Genomic DNA, 21,426 nt, shown 5'->3' on the forward strand with positions numbered 1-21,426 from the left:
CACTAGACAGTGGTGTGTCGGCGATTCAGAATCCTGGTCATGCGTCTAGATCATGGAGCGATCTTCAACCAGCCTGACCTCGTGGACACCACCGACGAACCCGAGGTCGAAGCCGTCACCTACGTCGCGACTGCCACCCGGACCGGAAAGCAGTGGACCGCCACCGCCCGCGATCTTCCCGGCGGACACACCGTCCAGGCCCAAGGCGCGAGCTGGCGCGAGGTCAAGCGGAACGTGGCCGACCTCGTCTTCGAGATACACAACGACGACGCAACCATCGGCGTCCACCTTCTCCCCGCCGACCCGGAAGCCGCGGCCGCCCTGCACGACGTCATTGCCGCCCGCTCGGCGCGTGTTCTCGCCGAGCAGGCCGAACGTGACGCCGTCCGCCATGCCGTCCGCCTCCTCATCCATGCAGGGTGGAGCACCCGCGACATCGGCAGCGCCCTGCTTCTGTCACACCAGCGCGTCTCCCAGCTCGCCCCCCGCACCACCACGTAAGCGGCTTCGGCGCTCAGTGGTGCGGGCGCGGCGCCCATCCAAGAGCGTCGTACACACCCCTCCGGCCGGCCCGCCAGGGCTCGGCCGGACAAGCTCAGCTGACGTGGTGTTCAGTCGTCTCGGGAGGGCGGCGTCCTGCGACCGGTAGCGTGGGCCGCAGAGGGTGGACCGCTGGTTACGTCGTGGGATGTGCCGTGGCTCCGGCGGGTTGGCCGATGAACTTGACGATGTCGGGGATTGCCGGGTGGTAGCCGTCAGAGGTGTCCACGATCAGGGTCGGCAGGTCCATGGCGATAGGGACCCATGAGTCGATCGTGTGCCGGCCGGCGGCGATGGCCTTGAGGAGATCGGCATCGCCGTGGGCGGCCCGTCGGATGTCCAGATCGGCGCGGCCGGCGATCCGGTCGAGGGCGACGGAGGCATCGACCGTGCAGCGGATGACCCGGATGTCGGCCAACGCGACGAGCGGCTGCAGAGTCGGCCGCCACAACCGATCCTGGAACGCGGCCTCGGCGACCGAGGTCACACCCGCCTTCACCAAGACGGTGAGGACGCCGAAGAAAGCGTCGAGGGTCGGCAGGTTGAGCGGGTCGTCGCCGGACGGATCGTGGCCAGGGGCCGCGAGCACCATGCCTTGTTTGATCTCGTCCCGGATGATCGCGGGGCAACCGACCACTTGGGCGATCTTGTGGGCCAGGGTCGTTTTCCCTGTTCCAGGAGGTCCGGACACCACCGTCAGGGTCGGCACGGTCATACTGCATTGTGGCACTTCAGCCATGGCGTAGCCCCGTTCGATCGGCATCGACGGGCGCATGCGACGCGGTTTTGGCGAGTCGGAAGGCGATGCACCCGGGCTCGCGGGACAAGGTGGCGTAGGCGGCGGGGTGGTGGAGTTCCATGCCGTCGGGCGGCTGGTGTTCGACGATCTGCTCGATGGCGAAGCCCGCGGCGGTGAATTCCGCGCACCAGTCCTGTAGGCGGTGCTCGTGTTCCTCACACAATTCTGGTCCCTCAACGATCCCACCTGGACCTCGGCCTGGCCGTCTGACGCTTGTCCAGACCCCGGCCGGGCCATGGCGGGTCAGGCTCTTGGTGGTCACGCCGCGAGGTTGAAGGGACTGTCACACCCGCCAGCTATGGTGAATGCCGATTCTCCCCGTGGCCTGAAGGGCTTGTGCCGTGACCAGACAGCGCACCCCGGTCGAGCAAGACGCGTTCCAGGCATGGGTCTATGCCCGCAACTGCCTGCTGTACGAGAACGACCCCGGCCCCGCCGAACTCAACGTCGGGACAGCGCAGGAACCGCACCTGGTCCCCCGTTCCCTGGCCTGGCAGCAGGGGTACGCCATGAACGTGCTGGTGAAGTGCGACGGTGACCATACCCGGCTGCTGGCCGCGGCCCGCGAGTGCCAGGCCGAAGCGATTCGCCGCACTCCAGCGAGCCCGCACCGCGCACGCGAGTGGACTCGCGCGGCCGACCTGTGCAACCTGGCGGCCGCCATGGTCGAGGGCGCCGGCGGCCATCGCGACGATAAGGCCCGGCAGCGGGTGGTCGCCTCCTGCCGGCACGAGACCATGATGATGGCGTTGGGTTCGATCCCCGCCGTCGCCGAGACCAGCGCCCAGGAACTCATCGAGCAGCTGGCCGTCATCGACGCGGAACCGGCTGATCCCGAACCGGCTTTTGGCTCCGGCCGTCCGCCGGACGACGCGAGCGCCTCCCCTCTCATCGAACAGGAGCTGGAAAACGCGGCTGCGGGGCTGCCGGATATCGACCGTGAGCCGCTGATCGATCGGGCGGCCATCGCCGAGCTGGTCGCCTGCGCCGACCAGGTGGCGTGGGCGCCGGATCGCGATCGGTGGCATGAGCTGATCCATCGGCTCAGCGGTCGCCGGCTGTACCGCCGCTACCGCACCCGCCGAACCCGGCTGCCCGATGACGTGCCGTGGACCGACGTCCCCTCCTTCAACCGCCCTACCTGGCGCACCCGGACCGCCTACCTGGCGGGCGCCTTCGCCTTCGCCGTCGACTACCAGGTCTGCCGCACCTGCGGGCTGGGATGGGTTGAAGATCCCTACACCGAACCGGTGTTCCAGCGCTCCGGGCTGGCCCGCACGGCGCTGACCGCCCTGCGCTCCGACTACCCGGGCCTGTCCTGGCACACACTCGGTGGCCACTCCCGTCAGGCCGTCCCCTTCTGGGACGCGGTTGGAGCCGCAGTGCCGGGCGGCTACACCCAGCGGCGTCCCTGCCCTCACATCGAGACAGGCTGATCAGGAAAAGGGGCGACGCCGAAATGGCCCACCTCTCGGTCAGTGTCATCAGACGAGAGCATGCAGAGGTCGTTTCGTCCCGAGCACTGACTACGCCTTGCTGGTGTCTGCGTCGGCGAGCGCGCGGTAGAGCGAGGGCGACAACGACCGCGGGGCCTCGGCTTGTGGGCACGACGACCTGGTGCCGCCGCACGGCCGAAAGCCGTTCGACGGTCCGGTCAAACCAGCCAGGTGGGTGCGCTGACCGCTCGAGCCATGCGGTGCCCGACAAGGCGTTCTGCTACGGCGAGCGGGTACCAGACGGCACTCGTCACCTCCGACTCCTGGATGCGCCCGATGTCCGCATGCGCTGTCACGAACGCGTATCCGAGGTCGAGGTGGTAGTGAGGCGGTTCGTCCTTCTCTGGCCGTGCCGGAACCCTGCCGTACTCGACGTAGACGGGGCTCTGCGACACAGGGAAGACCTTGCCGGGGTCAAGGCCGGTTTCCTCCGCCAGTTCGCGCGCTGCCGCGTCGATCAGGGTCGCGTCGGTCGGCTCAAGGTGGCCTCCTGGCTGCAACGTGATGCCGTACGCGCGGTGCTGGACAAGCAGGATCTCGGCGTTATCGGCCTCACCGCGCACCAGTAGCGCGCCGACGGTCACGTGCATCGGAAGCGTCCGCCTGGAGGCGAGGCCCTGCGCCGAAGACAGCGACTGCACCGGCTCAGTCAGCAGCCCGGCCTCGTCGGGGTATCGGTCAAGGTAGGCAGAAACCGCGCTGGAGATGGCCTCGTCACTGATGGCCACGGGACACCTCCACGCCGGCCCAAGAGACCGCAGGTGTTTTGATCATTACGCTCCCCCTTGTGTAAGCACGCGAGTACGCACGGATACGGTCATGTGCGCTCGGCCCCGGAAGCCAGCAAGCTTGAGCTTGACACAGTGGTCACTGCTTGCGCTGGGTAGCCAGGACCCGCTGGCCCCATCCCTGCCGGTCAGTTGTTGCGTCAGCCCCGGCGACGGTGCCCCCACATCTCCGTCAGTAGGTAACGGGAAGGGCGGCGAGGCCGCTGGCGACGATGGAGGGAAGGTGTTCAAGCTCGGATTTCGGTACGGCTAGGGCGAGGTCGGGGTATCGGTCGAACAGCATGGGGAGGGCGATGCGTGCTTCGAGTTGTGCGAGCGCGGCGCCGAGGCAGACGTGTGGGCCGTGGCCGAAGGCGAGGTTTCGTCGCTGGGTGCGGGTGATGTCGAAGCGGCCGGCGTCGGCGCCGTGCTGGGCGGGGTCGCGTCCGGCCGCGGCGAAGCACAAGAGCACCGCCTTGCCTTTGGGGATGCGGACGCGCTGGATCTGGACCGGCCGTGTGGTGAAGCGCAGCGGCATGTTGGCGATGGGCGGGTCCCAGCGCAGGGTCTCCTGGATGACCGCGTCCCATGGGCGCCGGCCGCTGGTCACCAGGGCGAGCTGGTCGGGGTGGGTGAGCAGGGCCCGTACCGCGTTGGTGATCAGGTTCGTGGTGGTCTCGTAGCCGGCGCCGATCATCAGGACCAGCGTCCAGATCAGCTCGGTCTCGCTGAGCCGGTCGTGTCCGTCGCGGGCGGCGATCAGGGCGCTGGTCAGATCGTCGGCCGGGTGCGCTCGTTTGGCTGCGACGATGTCGGCCAGTGTGTCGTGCAGCCCTTGGTGGGCGGCTGCCGCCTGGGCCGGGCTGATGGTCTGGTCGAACACGGTCGAGCACAGGTTCTGTAACCGTTGGCGTTTACCGGTGGGGACCCCGAACAGTTCGCTGATCACGGTCAAGGGCAGCGGCAACGCCAAGGCGCTCTTGAGATCGATGTGACGGCCGTCCATGTCGGCCATGCGGTTCAGCAGGTCCAGGGTGATCGCGACGATGCGCGGGTGTAGTTCTTGGACGCGGCGGTTGGTGAACGCCGCCGATATCAGCGTGCGGAGCCGCCGGTGGTCAGCGCCGTCCGCGGTGAGCATGTTGTCGACCGCGACCCAGGAGATCAGCGGCCAGTCGAAGGGGATGTCTCCGCGTTGCCAGTCGCGCCAATGCCGACGGGACTTGGCGAAACACTGGTCACGCAGTACTCGTTCCACCGCGGCGTGGGTTGTCACCGCCCACGCCGCCACCTTGCCCGGAAGTTCGACAGGGACCACGGGCCCGAGCTCGCGGAGCGTCGTGGCCTGATCGTGGACGTCGGCGTGGGGGTCGAGGACGAAGGGTTCCATGTGCCTTCCCGAAAGGACTGGTGGTCGAGGGGGGTGAATTGCACGGGCAGTGCTGTGAGCGCGCGGGCGAACACCGACCTGCGCCAGCCGAGAGCCGGGGCGTGCACGGCCAGGCGCAGCTCGGGTAGCCGGTGCAATACGGTCTGGACGCCGATGCCGGCGATGCGCAGCGCCAGCTCGTCGGCGGGGCACTTGTGGGGTCCGACACCGAAGGATGTGTAGGCCCGGTTACCTCGCAGCAGGGCACCGTTGCGCTGTTCGGCCACGGACAGATTGGCTGCGGCCAGCGCCATGCCGACCGCCGACCCGGCGGGGATGATCACGTTGCCCAGTCGCGTGTCCCGGCGGGGGTACACCCAGGGGTAGACCGCCATCGGGGTGTCCAGCCACAGCACCCGGTGGATCACCTCGGGGATGGTGAGGTGGTCGCGTAGACCGGCGACGTTGGTGCCGGCCTGCCGGTCCGTCAGGATCATGCGTAGCGTGTTGCCGATCAGATCGGCCACCGGGGTGTTGCCGGCGCCGATGATGACGACCAGGTGGTGGATGAGTTCCTCGTCGTCGAGCGCTGCATGGTGCTTGATCAGCGAGGTGGTGAGATCCCTGCCCGGGGTGCGGCGTTTGGTACCGATCAGGCGGCCCATCATGCGTTCGAGTTCGGTGTTGGCGCGGACGGCGTCGCTACCGTCCCAGATGCGGCGCAGGATCCCCACCAGGGCCCGCCCGGCTCGGTCGTCCAGGCCGAACAGCCGGTTGAACGCCAGCAGCGGCAGTTGAACGGCGTACTGCGCGATCAGATCCGCTGTGCCCTGCGCGGCGAAGGCGCCGATGAGATCGTTGGCGATGGTGGCGATGTCCGCTTCCATCGCACGCAGGTCGATCTCGGCCAGGCTGTCGGCCACCGCCCGGCGGAGCCGGGTGTGGTCGGAGCCGTCGGCGAACAGCAGGTTAGGCCGCCACATCATCATCGGCACCAGCTCGGAATGGTCCGGTATGCGGCCGGTTCGCCATTCCCGCCACAGCCGCGAGTCGTGCGACCAGGTGTCGTCCCGGGACACCTCCAGCATCGTCTGGTGATCGACGATGATGTACCCCGGGACGCCGGGCTCGAGCCAGACCTTGGCCACCGGCCCTTCGGTGTCGCGCAGGTGCCGGAACACCGCGGCCGGATCGGAGTGGAAGGCCTCGTCGTACAGCGGCGTACGGTCGACACCGAAGATCGGGCACCTTCCGGCGCCGTTAGGAGATGGGGGGTGGGTCACTGCTGCTCCGCATTACTCATTGGCTTGCTCAGGGCTTGCTCAGGGCTTGGTCCGGGTGCCGGTTCGGCGGTGTAGGGGACGGGAGATCTGTGCGGCGGCGCCGACCAGGGCACAATGCGCGGGAGGTCGAGGGCGCCGATCGGCCAGGGCGCATGGCCGGGCCGTCATGGGGGCAGCCGGCCCGGTTTGGACAGCCGATCCAGGTCCAGGCGGACCGACACCATCCGGTGGTCGCTCACCCGCTCGCCCGGCTCGCCGGTCCACACCCGGTAGGAACCTGGAACAAGGGCGCCGGCGAGTGACGGGCTGAGCACGATGTGGTCGATGCGGGCTCCCTGCCCGTAGTCGACCGTGCCGTGCACGGTCGGCGTCGGGTCGCGGGCCAGGCAGCCGGCGTTGACGAACCCGGCTTCGGCCAGCACCGTCAACGCGCGCCGGTCCGAGACCAGCCGACCGGCCGGGCGCAGCCCTGGAGGCAGGGTCTTGTGGAGGCGTTTGTGCGGCGGCAACGCCTCCCAGTCCGGTTCGAACTCCTGATGCCCTGGGCAGTCCGGCCACAGGGAGTTGAAGTCGCCGCCGATGATCGCCGCCACGCCGGGGGCGGCGTACCGGGTGAGTTTCTGTGCCTCGTCCAGGCGGATGTCGCCGTTCCAGCTCGCCCACTGCACCGACCGGATCGCCACCTCGCCCTCCAGGCCGTCGACCTGGAAGCGCAGCCATCCGATCTGGTCGTGGAACACCCCGGGCAGGTCCGGGGTGTAGTGGGCGGTCGGCCGGAGGCGTGGCCAGCGAACGAACACCACCTCGTGCAGCTCGCCCCGGGTGCTGCGCGTCATGAAGCTGCGCAGCCCGAAACCGCTCAGCAGGCGCTCGGCGTGGAAGCGCAACCTCTGGCCGCGGAAGCCGTACTCCTTGCCTTCCTGCAGCAGCAGAACGTCGACCTCGGGCACCTGAGCGACCAGCTCGGGCAGCAGGTCCAACCTGTAGTGCTGCCCGTGGTGGCCGTCCCAGCCGCCGGTCTCCAGGTTGACCGTGGCGACGGTCAACTCGGTGGCGCCCACGTCGTCTGCCCGCCCGTCGACCAGGTCCAGCAACTCGGCCAGCTCACCGATCTGCAGCGCCCCCGCCGGCACGTCACCGGCACCCAACGCGCCGGACCGGAACAGCACCGCGCGCATACCGGCGGCGAGCGGGCCGATGACGTCATGGTCGAGGTTGTTGCCCACGAACAGCACCTGACCGGGGTCGCAACCGGCGTGGAGCAGCACCTGCTGATAGAACCGCGGATCAGGCTTGGCGACGCCCACGGCGTAGGACTGCACCACCGCCGCGAACAGGCCTGCGACACCGGCCGAGCGCAGCGCGGGCATCCGGTCCCGCTCAGCGGCGACGTTGGTGGCGAGCACCAGCCGGACCCCTCGCCGGCCCAGCTCGTGCAGAACATTGACCGCTGCAGGCGTCACCTCGCCGCCTGTGGCGATGGTGCCGCCGAAATCGACGGCGACGCACTCGACGGGTCTTGTCATTGTCTGACCTCGCTGTAGTTGACATGGTCGTTCACCTGCGTCGCGCCGCCCACTGAGGATCGATCTCGTTCAGCGCCCGACGCTGTTCGATCGGCAGGGTGTCCACCCGTCTGCGACGCTGGTACAGCCACGAGCCGAGGTGAAAGCCGTCATCGGTGACGAAGGCCACCGGAACGGTGAGATTTCCGTGCTCGGCGGCGTAGGCCCTGGCCACGGCCAGGCCGCGCCGAAACCCGTCATCGAGAATGGACCACACCATGCCGATCTGGCAGAGCCGGTCGTGGCGCTCGGCGGACAGCCGCTTGGCGCGGTGCTCGATACGCTGCCGTTTGAGCCAGGCTCCGAGGTCTCGTCCGCTTGGCGGGCGGTAGTCGTCCGGCGGGCGTAGATGGCCGTGCTGGGTGAAGTAATCCCGCGCATCGCAGTAATGCGCCTCCCATTCGGCCACGATGGCGTGGTCGCCGTCATGCCAGGTGGGATCGATGGCATCCAGCGCCGCCTTCAGTTCCGGTGCCAGAGTGCCGGCGCGGTAATGCGTTCGCTGTTTGATCAGCCAGCGCCCCAAGCGGACACCATTTTCGATATAGCCGGTCGGGATCCCATGCAGGCTGTTGCCGTTGGCGGACGCGAAGGCCCGCGCGGCGGCCAGAGCCTGGTCCCATACGTGCTGGGTCCTGTTCCACACCATGCCGATCTCCTCGAGCAGAGCGATCCGCTCGGCGGGCAGAGTGGCGCGATGCCGGGACTGGGAGCGCACCCACTGGCCCAGACGCAGGCCCGACTCAGTGACGTAGGTGGCCGGCACGTTAACGTCCTGCCCGCTGTCATGGAGTTGTTTGGCTGCACCGTAGGCCTCCCACCAGCTTGAGGAGGCCGCGGTCACCGCACGCAGGGTGATCGCGCGTGCGAACCCGGCGGGCACCGGGATACCGGTCAGGGACAGCCACGCGGGCATGGCAGTGTCGGATGCGCGGGCGTCGTGGCCGGCGGGCGGCGTGTCGGCTTCGCGCCGGGTGGTGTGAGCTGTGCCCACGCTCAGCCGCCTGGCGTCGAGGTTGGCGGCCAGACGTTCATCGTGGGCGCGCATCGCGCGCAGCACCTGCCACACCTTGGCGAATTCGGAGCCTTCCACGACGGTCTCGGGGTCGTCGCCGGGTTCCATGAAGACCGGGACGATGATCCGCGCGACCTTGCCGGGACGGTCGGCGCGCAGCGCCCGCCCCACCGACTGGACGATGTCCACGACAGAGCTGCGCGGGTCGACGATCACCACCGAGTCGACCGCCGGCGCATCGACGCCTTCGGTCAGCACCCGCGCGTTGCACACGATGCGCAACTCGCCTGGATCAGCGGCCGAGTCACGCAGCCGTTGCAGGGTGGCCTTGCGGACCTGGAGGTCCTGATCGCCGTGGATGAAGGACGCGCTGACCGCGGCCGGCCGCTGATCGGGCGGCATGACGCTCCACGCCTGCCCGATGGTCTGCGCCCATCCGCGCGCGTCGGCGACCCGGTTGTGGAAGGTGATCGCCCTGCGCACGCCGTACTCGGCGGCAGCGCGCAGCACGGTGATCTGCGTGGCCAGAACCCGGGGGCTGACCGCGGCCCGGTCCAGCTTCACACGGGCGTCCGGGTCGTCGGTGAGAGCCTTGACCGCGCCGTCGGTCACCGCGGCCGCCACGATCTCGTAGCCGGCGACCAGGCCACGCCGATAGCCCTCTCCGAAGGACAGCCGGTAGGCGACCGGCCCGAAGACCTTCTCGTCATCCATGGACACGGCGGTGGCTTCGCCGCCGTCCTCGTAGATGCGCCGGGTCGCGGTCATGTACAAGCGGCGCGCCGCCGGGAAGGCCACGTCGTCGTGGATCCGTGTCCAGGGAGAACCCGGCCGGCCTGCGGTGCGGTGCGCCTCGTCGGCGATCAGCAGATCCCACGCCGGCATGCCGTGATCGGCGTGCGCGGCGGCGATCACCGGCAGGCTGTGATAGGTCGTCAGCACCGTCACCCGCCCGCCGACCGCCGTCCACGCCGCCACCTCCGCCGGCCGGGTGGTGACCCGCGGATACGACGACAACCCCTCGCCGCGGGGCAGGTAGCGGATCTCGGAGTTGGAGCACACGCCGACCACCTGGCCCAGACCGGTCGTGCCGTACGCGCGGAACGTGCCGACCATCTGCGCGACCAACTCCAGGTTCGGCACCGCGATCAGCACCCGCCCGAACGGAGTCAGGCGATCGACCGCCTTGGCGGCGACGGCGGATTTGCCCGTCCCGCACGCCATCTCCAGGATCGCCCGCCCACCCCCGCCCAACGCTCGTGCCAGCGCGGTGGTCGCCTCGCCCTGATGCGCCCACCGGTCCGGGCCTGGGTCGTCGCCGGTGACACTGATGCCGGGCCGCAGCTCATCAGCCATGCGAGTAGCACTCCATTTGAAGGCGCGAACAGTGACAAGGGAGAAGGGAGGAGTGGCGCGGGGAGAGAGGGGGCGGCTCTCTCCCCGCACCTGTGTCCCGGCCGGGCTCCAGCCATCGGCGGTGGCGAGCCACACAGCCGGGCTCACGCGCCCCGCGCCTCCCCACAGAGCGCGGGGCGCGTGTTCAGCGCGGTTCCTCGGAACCGTCCGGCGCGCATATGATCAGGGACAGCCCTCCGGGCAGGGGGAATATCCGCTCCGCGATGCGCAGGCCCGCGCTCTCCAGCAGCGACACGTGCGCCTCCAGGCGCCGCTCCCCGGCGCCGAAGAGGCTCAGCATCCGCAGACCGAGGTCCCTGCTGGGGTGCGGTTCGGGGGTTGGGGGGACCACCATGTCCACCAGCCACAACCGGCTTCCCGGTGCCATGCGGCCGCGGATCGTGGTGAGCAGCTCGCGCGCCTGCTGTTCGGGCAGGTTGTGCACGATGCTCGCCGCGACGTAGTCACCGACACCCTCGGGAATGTGCACGGGGTTGAAGATGTCCCCGGCGCGCACCTCCCAGCGGCCTTCGATGCCCTGCTCGCCGGCGAGGTGCTCCTGAGCGCGCTTGGCCACCTCTTCACGCTCGATCAGGTATCCCCGTGCCTGGGGGTGCGCGCGGAGGGTGTGGGCCAGCAGGACGCCGATGCCGCCGCCCAGGTCCACGATCTCGTCCCCGAACTCGCGGCCGGCGACGATCGGGGCGATACGGGCCGTCCGCACGGCCATGACCTGGTCGAACAGCTCCCGGGCCCGGGGGTGCCGTTGCAGGTAGCCGTACATGCCACCGGCCGCGTCAACGACGGCGGGCCTGCCCTCGTGCACGGTGTGCACCAGGTCGTCCATCGCTCTGGCGACCAGGGGGTAAGCGTTCCACTCCACAGCGGGAAGCATCGTGGTGGGGTGGTCCGGCAGCAGGTACTCACCCACCGGGCCGAGCCGGTACAGCCCGGCCTCCTCCTCGCGTGACTGGTACCGCACGTACCCGAATGGCTCCAACGCCATCAGCACGGGCTCCAGACCGGCCGGGTGCGCGTTGGCATGCTCGGCGAGCTCGCGCACCGTGAGCGCGCCATGGGCGCGCAGCAGTTGCGCGCAGTCGTAGGCCACGAACGCCCGCAGAGCCTCCAGGCGCCAGGCTCCGGCGATCATCTCCTGGATGACATCAGCAGGAGACGTCAGTTGGGCCTGTTCCAGGGACGGGACCGGCTCGCCGCGGCGAGGGAGGTCGCTCATGACGCCCCTCCTGCCGTTGGCTGGGCGGCCAGTATCGCCTTGACATCGAGCGGCTTGTCCAGGTAGCCGTGCTCGGCCATGACGTCGGCGACGCGCTGAGCACGCGTCACCGACAGGTTCACCGGGAAGTTCCCCATCGTGATGTGCTCCGCGACCGTCGACGGGATCTTCGTGAAGGTCGGGAGAATGTCCACGACGGCCTTGTGGGACCAGGATGCGTCGTTCTGCGCGCGAGCCATCGCCCGCTGGAACGCCGCGGTGGTGTTGGGGTACTGCTTGGCGAACCGGACGGTCGTGGTCCACGCGGCGATGGGAAAGTTCCCCATCGATCCGCTCATCAGATCCCAGACCTCCCGGCCCCCGAAGTCCTTCTGAAACTGCGAGATGAACGGCTCGATGAGCACGGCCGCGTCAACCCGTTCGTTCATGAGCTGGGACAACATGTCCGGAAACGGCATGGAGACGAACTGCACGTCCTGCTCCGACATGCCGGCGGTCTCCAGGGCGTTGTCGACCGCCAAGGTGACGATGCTGCGGACCGACGCGACCGCGATGCGCTTACCCCGCAGATCGGTGAGGCCCTTGATAGGGGACTTGGGCGGGACCATCAGCAGGAACGTGCCCGGCGCAGCCTCATAGGCGTCCTCCACAAGGAGGAACGGCCCCGCGCCCTGCGACTGGGCCGCGTAGGTGCTGACGTAATTGCCGAGAGTGAAGTCCAGGCCGCCGCCCTGCAGAGGAACCAAAGCGGCGGTTCCGCTCTGGATCTCCCTGATCTTGACGGTCAGCCCCTGCTGGGCGAAGTACCCGCGTTGCACGGCCATGTGCAGTGGCGCGCTGTCGGGGTTCGGCATGGCGCCGACCACGATCGTGGCCTTCTCCACGCCAGGGGCCGCCGGGGTCGGTGTGCCGCGACCGCAGGAAGCGGCCGCCACCACGGCAACGACTAAAAGTGACAGGGCTGTTGCCCTATGTAGTTTCATGAGGCAGTCCTCATCCGATGCGAATCTCCCGGGAACACCCGGAGGAATGGAACCTGGCCGACCCCGCATCGACTCATTGACGGACGGGGGTACGCGGCCGGCCAGGGGTCGAAAGGGCCTACGCGCGCAGGCCGGGAGGCTCCGCCTCTCCGCCAGGAGCATCTCCGGCGCCAGAGCTGTAAGCCGCCCACTCCTCGTCGGTCAGCCGTTGTCTCCCGAGACGATCAGCTGCAGCGTCCAGCTCCGCGCGCTCGAATCGCTGCTGCCCGGTCTGCTCGGTCACCGAGCGGCGGACGGCTGCGCTCGCGCGAGCCGCTGTGCACCGCACCGCCGCTCGCGCGTCCTCCGGCAGGACCTCTACGTCACCACCGGACAGCGACCCGGTCACGGCTTAAGCCCCACGCCGCCGAGCACCGGCAGCCTCCCAAGCGGCTGCGGCATGCCCTCGATCTCCGGCCGCCACGCCGGCACCGGCACCAGACCCGGTTCGAGGATCTCCAGCCCGGAGAAGAACCGGGCGACCTGCTCCTCGGCGCGCAACGCCGCCTCCGTACCGGCGACGCCGGCCTCCCGGTACGCCTGCGCGGCACGGCGCAGCGTGGGCCCGTCCAGCGCGTGGCTGAGCACCAGGAACGAACCGGATGGGAGCGCGGCCATCAGCGTGTCCACGATCACCTCCGGCTCGTCGGCGTCGCCGATGAGGTGCAAGACTGCGACCAGGAACAAGGCGACCGGCCGGTCGAAGTCGAGCAGCCGCTGCGTGCTCAGCACGTGCAGCAGCTCCCCTGGGTGGCGCAGGTCATGACACAGGAAATGCGTCCGGTCGTCGGTCGCCAGGTGGGCATGGCCGTGTGCGACCACGCGCCGGTCGTTGTCCACGTACACCGTGGTGCTCCCCGGGGCGACGCGTTGCGCGACCTGGTGGACGTTGTCACCGGTCGGCAGCCCGGAGCCGATGTCGAGGAACTGGCGGACGCCCTGCTCGGCCGCCAGTGCGATGACCGCCCGCCGGAGAAACGCCCGGTTCTGCTCGACCATGTTCGTGATGCCAGGCGTTATGGCCATCAGCGTGGCGGCGAGTTCCCGCTCCTTGAACATGGCGTCCTTGTCCTGCCCGAGGAGAGCCGCATAGACACCGGCCGCCGACGGGCGGTTCCACAGATTCGCAGCCTCTTCCGGAGTCAGCGGACGAGCCAGGTCCCTCACGAAGCCTCCCCCGCCGTTGTACCGTCCCTCACGGGGCGCACCTCCCATGTGCGATCAAGTGAACCCACCGGCGTGATGGCCTCATCGAGCGGGCTCCGCATTCCTAGTCCACACTTGTCGGCGTTCACGCAGGTCGCACCGTGTTGCACTGATCTGGTTGATCATTACTTCGCGACGAGCCATGTAAGCCTTAGCAGCTAGGTAAGCCCCTCCCCCGGGGGCACACCCACAGCAAGAACGTCGCATTAATGATGCATTTATGTCGCACCACTGCCTCTGACCTGCGCAATCGACGAGCAGCCGTTATGGTTGACATGCACGCCGACCTAGGAGGAATGACGTCATGGCGGCCAAACGCCTGCGCCTCGCCCAGCGTCGAAAAGGCATGGGCTTCACGCAGGAGGGTCTCGCCGAGCATCTCGGGGTCGAGCGGAGCACCGTGATCCGATGGGAACGAGCCGAGACGGATCCGCAGCCGTGGCTGCGTCCGAAGTTGAGCCGGGCCCTCCGCGTGTCGTCGCAAGAGCTGCAATCACTACTCGAAGACGTAGCAGTCACCGAGAGTCCACCGAGCGAGCACATGACCTATGCGCTTCGCAATCCCGCTTCGACCGATCTGACGGCAGTCGCCTTTCTGCACGATCGTCTTCGAGAGGTCGACGACTCCTACTATCAGGCCCCGTCGGCGACTCTTCTTGGCCCGGCCGGCCAGATACATGGCCAGGTGAAATTTCTTCGGGAGAATACGCGCAACCCTCGCGTTCGACGCGCCCTGTCCGAAGTGGAAGCCTCGTCAGCGATATTGATGGGGCAATTGACCTGGGACGCAAGTTTTAGACGTGATCACAACGTTCCGCAGCAATACCTCGATGATGCGGTGCGGGCGGCCCGGCATGTCCGAGATCCTTCGACGGAGGCATACGCTCTTCTCCGAAAGGCATTCTTGGCCCTGTACGGCGCCAAAGACCCGGTCATCGGATTGACTCTCGCCCGCCACGCCGCCGAGGTTGCTGCACAGACGAGTCCGGCGCTCACCGGGCTGTCGCTTCTCCACGTCGCCGAGGCGCACGCCATGAAGGGCGAACTGGAGCCATGCGAGGAAGCATTGAGAAGCGCCGAGACCCAGTTCGATCGGATCGATGCCGACGATGTGGCGGCGGAGTACTACACGATCGACGAGTTCAACCGGATGGCTGGGTCTTGCTACCTTTTCCTCGACCTGGCCAGCCGCGCCGAACCGATCTTGCGCGCCACGGTCGACGCACTGGCATCTAAGGAAAAGAGTCAAGCGATCGCTCTGGGTAATCTCTCTTTGTCGCTCATCCGGCAACATAAGTTGGACGAAGCCGCACAAGCCGTGCACGCCACCATCGACGCGGTCGAGCTCACTCGAGGAGGCGGCGGGCTTAATCTCGCGTTTACGGCGGGGAGAGCGCTGCGGCCATGGCGGAGCGAATCGTGGGTACAGGATGTCCACGATCGTCTCCTTGCCCTGATGTCGACGATGTAGGACAGGTGTACATGAGCATCGAACAGGCCAAGCAAGCCGTTCGCGACCGGGTGTGGCGACTTCTCCTGGATGCCGACGCCGTTCCTGGGGACTCCTACGGCACGATCCCCGACTTTTGCGGGACGGCCACCACTGCCGAGCACCTCGCCGAGTTGGACGTCTGGCGGCGGGCATCCACCGTGAAGGCCAACCCCGACTATGCGCAACGGCATGTACGGGCACGCGCGCTGAAGGACGGCAAGCTGCTTTATATGGCCGTCCCGAGAATGGCCGACGTTCATCCCTTCTACCTGCTTGACCCTGTGGCGCTGGACACCTCCATCGACGAGGCCGCACAGAAGGAGGGCGCGGCGCGGGTGGCCTCACATGTCGCCGTTGAGGATATGAGGCCCATCGACTTGGTGGTGTGCGGAAGCGTGGCCGTCAACCATTCCGGTGCGCGAATCGGCAAGGGCGCAGGCTACTCCGACCTTGAGGTGGCTCTGCTGATCGAAGCTGGGCTGATAACCGACGAGACAGCAATCGTCACACCGGTGCATCAACTCCAGGTGATTGACGAAGAGATACCCGAAACCGCGCACGACTTCCGGGTCGACTTCATCGTTACGCCGGTGGAGGTCATCCGATGTCCGACCCTACGACGACCGGCAGGCATCCTTTGGGGCGACCTGAGCGAAGATCAGATCAACAGCATTCCCGCCCTCTCTAAGCGGTGCCATCCCTAAACGCTGTCAAGTCAGCCGCCTGCGCCCTGTGTCACACAGCAACACCCTGATCATCTCTCGCGCCCGAAAAGCGGCAATTGCTCCCGGAGGTGCGCACTCTTCGCGAGCTGGTCTCCTCCTCGACCGGTCAAGACGTGAACGAAGGATGATCTATGTCCCTTACGGTGGACCAGGCCACTCCCGCCGACGCATCCGTGATCTCACAGCTCGTGCAGGAGATCGAAATCCACTACGGGTCGGCCGACATCCTGCCGGACTCCGAACAAGTCGAGATGATCAACAGGTGGTTGTTCGGCGACAAGCCGGCCGCATGGGTCCTTCTGGCCCGCGACCATGACCGAGTCGTCGGAATGGCGGCCTACTCCTACCACTGGCCGGCGGCCGCCGCCGAAGCATCGATGTTCCTGAAGGAGTTGTTCGTCCGCGAAGGGGACCGGCGCCGCGGCGTAGCGAACCTGCTGATGCAGCGCCTGTACGACATCGCCCGGAGCGAGGGCTGCACCCGAGTCGAATGGCAGACCGAAACCACTAATCAGGACGCGCAGGCGTTCTACGCCTCGCTGGGGGCGAAGGTTCATGATGGGAAGGTTTTCTACCGCGTGCAGGTGTGACCAGGCGAGCACGGTGACCGCAACACTATGAGCATCGCCTGAACAAGGCCAGACGATGGGATATGGCAGTACCCGACCTGCAGCTGCGGTACCTCGACGCCGAGACGGCGGACCCTCTCACCGATCAACTGGTGGCCATGTTCGCCGAGGTGTGGGGGCGTCCCCCATACGCGGGTGACCCGAACTTCTCAGCCGAGACCTTCGCCGTCCGCTTGGGCGAGGCGATGAAACTGGACGGGTTCGAGGTGCCCATTTTGGCCAATGGATGAATTAGGAATCCTGTTATAGGGGTTGAAAGCATGATGTAGTCAGAGCGGGTGGAGGACGAGGCCGGTGCCGACAAGGGCGCCGTCAAGAACGTCGTGGCGATACTGGAGTCGGCGTAGGCCTTGGCGGACGGCGGTGATCAGGTCTTGCGGGTCGGCTAAAGCGCGGTTGGCGCCTCTACCAAGCCGAAGTGCGTCAGCAACGCGCTGAGCCTGTCGCGCCGCTCCCCCGTGCGGACCGCCCTGGCCGGCTTCAGCGTGTCGATCAGCGCGGCAGGACGGATCGCGGGACAGCGCATCGACGGCAACCGCCAGTCCACGCTGACGGTGTGGCCAACGATCCACGTGCCATCCAGCCACACCGCCGACTCGGAGAGGATCTGCCGCAGCCTCGGGCCGAGCGCCGGCTTCTCGTTGGTCAGACCGGGCGGTGACCAAGGGCGGTGCATCACGTGCCGCTCGGGGTTCACGATCGAGTGGTAGGCCCCCGCGCCCTCGGGACGCCCGTCGACCAGCGAGGCGACGCCGATCTCCAGGATCGCCTCATTGTCGCGGTCCTGGGCGCCGGTGCCCTCCAGGTCCACGCCGCCAGCGGTGCCGCCGACCACATCTGATCGTTCAACTCCGGCCGGAAGCATTCGACGGGCTCGTCCGACCGATCTCGGTCGGTACGCTGAGCGCCTGCGCAATACGGTGCCCGACAAGGCGCTCGGCCACGGCAAGTGGGTACCAGGCGGCACCCGTCACCTCGGACTCCTGGATACGCCCAACGTCCGCATGCGTTGTCACGAAGGCGTACCCGAGGTCGAGGTGGTAATGATCCGGTTCGTCCTTCTCCGGTCGTGCCGGAACCCTGGCGTACTCGACGTAGACGGGGGTCTGCGACGCCGGGAAGACCTTGCCGGGGTCACAACCGGTCTCCTCCGCCAGCTCGCGCACTGCCGCGTCGATCAGTGTGGTGTCGGTCGGCTCAAGGTGGCCGCCTGGCTGCAACATGATCCCGTAAGCGAGGTGCTCGACAAGCAGAATCTCGGCGTCATCGGCGTCACCACGGACCAGCAGCGCGCCGACGGTCACGTGCATCGGAAAGGTCCGTCGCGAGGCGAAATCCTGCCCCTGAGACAGCAACTGCACCGGCTCGGACAGCAGCGCGGCCTCGTCTGGTTACCGCTCAAGGTAGACGGAAAGTGTGCTTGAGATGTCCGCGTCACTGATCGCCACAAGGCGCCCCCACACCAGCCGGAGAGGCCGTCGAACGCTTGATCATCACGTTCCTCCCTCGCGGGGGTACACGACCACGCGCGGATGCGGGTGCGAACGCTTGCCACCGGAACCAGCTTGACACAGGTGTCACTCCTGCTGCTGGTGACTTGAAATCGCACGGTCCTCATCAGGCAGGCCCTGGGCGGTCTCTCGGGTAGACGGCCGGGCGCGCGGTTCGAAGTTACGCAGGGCCGCTCTGGAGGGTGGCTGTGCCGAGTAGGTCGCGCAGGCTGTCCTCACCTTGACGGGCCGCGGCAGTGAGCGCATCCAGGTGGACGGCCGGGAGGTTTCCGGCGCCGAACCCCGAAGCGGTGAGCACGTCGGCGACTTGCTGTTCCTGTTGCGGGGTCATGAGGGAACGTATCCCGTGGTGCCCTAGGACCTCTCGGGCAGCGTAGGCGTCTGAGCAGGCCACGCCGATGACAGCGGACCTAAGGCCGGAGTCGTGTGCTGTGGGCCGGTCGGCAGTCAGATCGAGCACGGTCAGGCCGAGCCGAATCCGGAACGCCGCGGTCAACGGTGCGGGCTCGGCGATCAGCGTGAGCGCTTCACGCACCACATGGTCCAGTTCGTCCGGTGATGCTGCCGTGGCCGGAGGACGGCAGTAGATGCGCAGGATGGCGGCGACGGTGTTCTCCCAGGGCTCTGCGGGAACGCTGGAGTCGATCATGGCGGCGGCCTGCTGCGGGAGGTCCTGTTCCATCAGCGACATGATCGCGATCTGGCGGCCGTCGAGGAGTCGCTGGCCGACGCCGCGGTGCGCGGCCATGGATTCGGCTGCCTCGGTCCAGCGGCCGACACTCGCGAGGGCTCTGGCGCCGTCGACCAGCAGGGCGACCCACAGCTCCGTACAGATCTTGCGGTGATCTGCGACGGTCCGGATCAGCGGTGAAAGGTCGACGTCGTGGTCTCGGATGACGGTGGCTCCGCGCTGCTGGGCCGCCCGGTACAGCCCCTGAAGCACCGCGAAGGCGGCGGTGCCGTCACCTTCGCGGATCAGCAGCCGGGCTATGTTCACCAGCGGCATCAGCGACATCACGGCGATGTCCTGGTCGAGGCTCCTGGCTTCGGCGAAGACCTTGTGCTGCCTCCAGCACAGTTCGGCCGCGAGGTCGGGCATCCCGCTGTCGGAGGCGATGAGCGCGGCCATGTTGAGGACACCGCTTGCGCGGGCCACCCGCCGGGAGTGGCCCGCGCTGGGCATGTCGACGGTCAGCGCGGTGAGCTCTGCGATGCGCCTGTCCAGGGGAAGTCCAGGCGGCTTGGGCCGGCAGACGAGCGGGATACGGCGGGCGATCGCGGGGTTCATCACGCTGTTCCTCTCCTACGGCCAGTCGATGACGAGTCGGCTGTTGGGCTTGTCGATGACGAAGCGTGGGTCAGCGGCCTTCAGCAGGTCGCGGTTGGCGGCCGTGGCCATGCGGAAGCCGGGGGCCGGAGCGTCGTTACCGTAGTCGCGGTTCCACTCCTGGACCTCGGTGACGACGTGCTCGGCGAGGGAGGCGGCGCGCGAGCCGTGGCCGATGACGCCGATCTCCCAGAATCGGCCGTCGCTGTCTTCACCCTCGCGGACGGTCAGGTAGGCGAGGCTGTCGCCGTCGAGCGCCGCCATGGAACCCCACCCGAAGTGCGGGGTGAACCCGGGCCGCCGGCCAGGCATCCGGGACAGGCCGTTGGGCAGGACGCACGCCAGCCACAGGTAGACCCACTCCCAGGCCGAGCCCTGCCGGAACTTCACGCCCGTGTACTCCTTGTGGGAGGGCGCGTCCAAGATGGTCCGCATCGCCTCTCGGTCCACGAGCTGCTCGCTGTAGGTCTCCAGCCGGACGTTGCCCTCTCCCGCCATGGAGACCACGGTCCGGACGTCGTCACACACGCCTTTGCGCAGCGGGACGAATGTGGCCATCTCGCAGGACACGGTCTTCCAGGTTCCGCTGTCACGCTCGAAGGCGAAGGATCGGGAGATACTGCCACGGATCCGCATCGGGATGACGAGCCGGCCGTCAGGGGCCAGCTGGTCCAGGACGGGGAGGGGGATGTCACCGGCGCCCACGGTGAACTGGATCCGGTCGAACGGGGCATGCTCGGGCAGCCCGGCCGCGCCATCGGCCAGCATCACGGTCACGTTCGACGCGCCGGCGGCGTCCAAGTGCTTTGCGGCGGTGTTGACGAGGTCGGTGTCAACGTCCACAGTCCACACGTGCCCGCCGGGGGTGACGAGCCGCCCGAGGAGGGCGGCGTTGTACCCGGTGGCCGCCCCCGCTTCCAGGACCTTGTCTCCGGGCTGTGCACCCAGTTGCTCCAGTTGGGTGGCGACGATGGACGGCGCTGAGATGCAGGAGATCATCTCGCCGTCGTGGTCGTGTTTCACCGACACGGCGTCATCGACGTAGGCGGCGGCGATGTCGGCTTCCGGGGTGAAGTGGTGGCGTTCGACTTCCCGGAAGGCGTCGATGATCGCGGGGGTGCGTAGGTGGCCCGAGCCGGTGAACTTGTCCACCATGGCGTTGCGCAGCTCGGTGGGATCGGTCGTGGTGATGGTGCTCTCCATCCTCTCGAAGGTAGGGGTTGCGGGTGCGGACTGGCTGGTAGACACGACGGCCGGCTCGTCGTCTCCGAAGGCGACGTGCCGGCCCAGCCAGGCCGCGGCGGCCTGCTCGGCCACGGATATGGCGGCGCGGTTGAAAGCGAAGATCACGTGGTGAGCGAGGACCGCGCGCAGCCCTCGCCGGAGTTGCCCGCCAGCCGCGAGACGGGCCAGGCGTCGGCCGGTGTCCTCGAAGGCGGCGACGCGGTCAGGCCAGCCGGGTTCGGTGGTGTCGCGCTGGGCGGCGTCGGCGTTCATGAGGCGCCGCATGGCGGTGATCGCAGACACCCGGTGGGGCGCATCCGGCGGGTTGACCGCCGGGCGAAGGTCGCCGACCTTCGCCCACACGTCGCCGATCTCGAACGGGTCGAGCCCTGCGGCTCGGTTCATGGCGGACAGCAGCAGGATGCACCGCTCGCGGGCGTGCGGGCTGCCGGTCTCGGCCAAGGCCGCGGGGCTGTCGGCGCACCACACCTCGTGGGCGATGGCCATGCCCTGGGCGCCACCGAACGCCTCGGTCTCCGGTTCGTAGACGCTGGCGACCCAACCGGCCGCGAACTCGTCAGCGACGAACTGGTCGAGCAGGTCGGCGGCGGGCCGCTCGGTGCGCAGCCGGAGCTTGCCTTCCTTGCGCATGAAGTGGAAACGCTGCCCGGACAGCGCGGTCGCGAGGGCGGCCGCCGCCCTTGGGGTCGCTCCTGAATCGCCGGGAAAGCGGATGGTGGCTTGCCGCCAGTCCGGCTCATCGGGAAGCGGCAGATTCTCGTCGTCCCAGTCCATGTCTTCGGTTCGCTCCTGCTCGGTCGTGG

Annotated in this window: 20 protein-coding genes; 6 read left to right on the forward strand and 14 right to left on the reverse strand. The window is 68.0% G+C overall.

Annotated features, from left to right (window positions below; genetic code table 11):
* The first annotated feature begins 39 nt into the window (after window positions 1–39).
* Entirely contained in the window at window positions 40–501 is a 462-nt protein-coding gene (locus IEY93_RS12610; protein WP_189163206.1) for a hypothetical protein, read from the forward strand.
* 175 nt (window positions 502–676) lie between these two features.
* On the opposite strand, the gene IEY93_RS12615 is transcribed toward IEY93_RS12610, so the two are convergent.
* Together IEY93_RS12615 and IEY93_RS12620 are read right to left on the reverse strand one after the other, a co-directional pair.
* The gene (locus IEY93_RS12615) at window positions 677–1,255 is read right to left on the reverse strand and encodes a P-loop nucleotide/nucleoside kinase family protein (protein WP_189163207.1); all 579 of its coding nucleotides are present in this window, start codon (window positions 1,253–1,255) and stop codon (window positions 677–679) included.
* A 16-nt stretch (window positions 1,256–1,271) separates the two neighbouring features.
* Complete coding sequence (locus tag IEY93_RS12620) at window positions 1,272–1,502, reverse strand: hypothetical protein (RefSeq protein WP_189163208.1); 231 nt, start codon at window positions 1,500–1,502, stop codon at window positions 1,272–1,274.
* Window positions 1,503–1,680: 178 nt separating this feature from the next.
* On the opposite strand from IEY93_RS12620, the gene IEY93_RS38080 reads away from it, so the two are divergent.
* A complete protein-coding gene (locus IEY93_RS38080; RefSeq protein ID WP_203968795.1) occupies window positions 1,681–2,775 on the forward strand; it encodes a hypothetical protein in 1,095 nt (364 codons plus the stop codon).
* Window positions 2,776–2,993: 218 nt separating this feature from the next.
* Here IEY93_RS38080 and IEY93_RS12630 read toward each other — a convergent pair whose 3' ends face one another.
* The 8 genes from IEY93_RS12630 to IEY93_RS12665 all read right to left on the reverse strand — a co-directional run bounded on the left by IEY93_RS12630 (window position 2,994) and on the right by IEY93_RS12665 (window position 13,655).
* Complete coding sequence (locus IEY93_RS12630) at window positions 2,994–3,563, reverse strand: NUDIX hydrolase (RefSeq protein WP_189163209.1); 570 nt, start codon at window positions 3,561–3,563, stop codon at window positions 2,994–2,996.
* 232 nt (window positions 3,564–3,795) lie between these two features.
* On the reverse strand, window positions 3,796–4,878 hold the full coding sequence (locus IEY93_RS12635) for a cytochrome P450 family protein (protein ID WP_229691080.1): 1,083 nt from the start codon (window positions 4,876–4,878) through the stop codon (window positions 3,796–3,798).
* On the reverse strand, window positions 4,875–6,254 hold the full coding sequence (locus IEY93_RS12640) for a cytochrome P450 family protein (protein WP_189163211.1): 1,380 nt from the start codon (window positions 6,252–6,254) through the stop codon (window positions 4,875–4,877). Before IEY93_RS12640 ends, IEY93_RS12635 begins: the two co-directional genes overlap by 4 nt.
* 164 nt (window positions 6,255–6,418) lie before the next feature.
* Entirely contained in the window at window positions 6,419–7,780 is a 1,362-nt protein-coding gene (locus IEY93_RS12645) for an HAD family hydrolase (RefSeq protein ID WP_189163212.1), read from the reverse strand.
* A gap of 31 nt (window positions 7,781–7,811) precedes the next feature.
* Window positions 7,812–10,190 carry a DEAD/DEAH box helicase gene (locus IEY93_RS12650; RefSeq protein ID WP_189163213.1) on the reverse strand — a complete coding sequence of 793 codons (2,379 nt, stop codon included), beginning with the start codon at window positions 10,188–10,190 and terminating at the stop codon, window positions 7,812–7,814.
* A gap of 184 nt (window positions 10,191–10,374) precedes the next feature.
* Window positions 10,375–11,466 (reverse strand): methyltransferase, encoded by a 1,092-nt coding sequence (locus IEY93_RS12655; RefSeq protein WP_189163214.1) that lies wholly within the window; start codon window positions 11,464–11,466, stop codon window positions 10,375–10,377.
* Window positions 11,463–12,449 (reverse strand): ABC transporter substrate-binding protein, encoded by a 987-nt coding sequence (locus IEY93_RS12660; protein WP_189163215.1) that lies wholly within the window; start codon window positions 12,447–12,449, stop codon window positions 11,463–11,465. The genes IEY93_RS12655 and IEY93_RS12660 overlap by 4 nt, the downstream gene beginning before the upstream one ends.
* A gap of 384 nt (window positions 12,450–12,833) precedes the next feature.
* Window positions 12,834–13,655 (reverse strand): SAM-dependent methyltransferase, encoded by an 822-nt coding sequence (locus IEY93_RS12665; protein ID WP_189163216.1) that lies wholly within the window; start codon window positions 13,653–13,655, stop codon window positions 12,834–12,836.
* Between the two features lie 343 nt (window positions 13,656–13,998).
* On the opposite strand from IEY93_RS12665, the gene IEY93_RS12670 reads away from it, so the two are divergent.
* From IEY93_RS12670 to IEY93_RS12685, 4 genes are all read left to right on the forward strand, one after another.
* The gene (locus IEY93_RS12670) at window positions 13,999–15,165 is read left to right on the forward strand and encodes a helix-turn-helix transcriptional regulator (protein WP_189163217.1); all 1,167 of its coding nucleotides are present in this window, start codon (window positions 13,999–14,001) and stop codon (window positions 15,163–15,165) included.
* A gap of 11 nt (window positions 15,166–15,176) precedes the next feature.
* On the forward strand, window positions 15,177–15,890 hold the full coding sequence (locus IEY93_RS12675) for a 5-formyltetrahydrofolate cyclo-ligase (protein WP_189163218.1): 714 nt from the start codon (window positions 15,177–15,179) through the stop codon (window positions 15,888–15,890).
* A 152-nt stretch (window positions 15,891–16,042) separates the two neighbouring features.
* Window positions 16,043–16,501, forward strand: coding sequence for a GNAT family N-acetyltransferase (locus IEY93_RS12680; protein WP_189163219.1), 459 nt, complete (start codon window positions 16,043–16,045; stop codon window positions 16,499–16,501).
* 62 nt (window positions 16,502–16,563) lie between these two features.
* The gene (locus tag IEY93_RS12685; RefSeq protein ID WP_189163220.1) at window positions 16,564–16,770 is read left to right on the forward strand and encodes a hypothetical protein; all 207 of its coding nucleotides are present in this window, start codon (window positions 16,564–16,566) and stop codon (window positions 16,768–16,770) included.
* 155 nt (window positions 16,771–16,925) lie between these two features.
* Here IEY93_RS12685 and IEY93_RS12690 read toward each other — a convergent pair whose 3' ends face one another.
* The 4 genes from IEY93_RS12690 to fxlM all read right to left on the reverse strand — a co-directional run bounded on the left by IEY93_RS12690 (window position 16,926) and on the right by fxlM (window position 21,397).
* A complete protein-coding gene (locus IEY93_RS12690; RefSeq protein ID WP_189163221.1) occupies window positions 16,926–17,375 on the reverse strand; it encodes a 3'-5' exonuclease in 450 nt (149 codons plus the stop codon).
* Between the two features lie 10 nt (window positions 17,376–17,385).
* Window positions 17,386–17,901: an NUDIX hydrolase gene (locus IEY93_RS12695; RefSeq protein WP_229691081.1), complete on the reverse strand. Its 516-nt coding sequence runs from the start codon at window positions 17,899–17,901 to the stop codon at window positions 17,386–17,388.
* Between the two features lie 310 nt (window positions 17,902–18,211).
* Entirely contained in the window at window positions 18,212–19,180 is a 969-nt protein-coding gene (locus IEY93_RS12700) for a hypothetical protein (RefSeq protein ID WP_203968794.1), read from the reverse strand.
* Between the two features lie 174 nt (window positions 19,181–19,354).
* The gene (fxlM, locus tag IEY93_RS12705) at window positions 19,355–21,397 is read right to left on the reverse strand and encodes a methyltransferase, FxLD system (RefSeq protein WP_189163223.1); all 2,043 of its coding nucleotides are present in this window, start codon (window positions 21,395–21,397) and stop codon (window positions 19,355–19,357) included.
* Window positions 21,398–21,426 lie beyond the last annotated feature (29 nt).

The organism is Sphaerisporangium melleum (genome assembly GCF_014646695.1).
GTDB lineage: Bacteria > Actinomycetota > Actinomycetes > Streptosporangiales > Streptosporangiaceae > Sphaerisporangium > Sphaerisporangium melleum.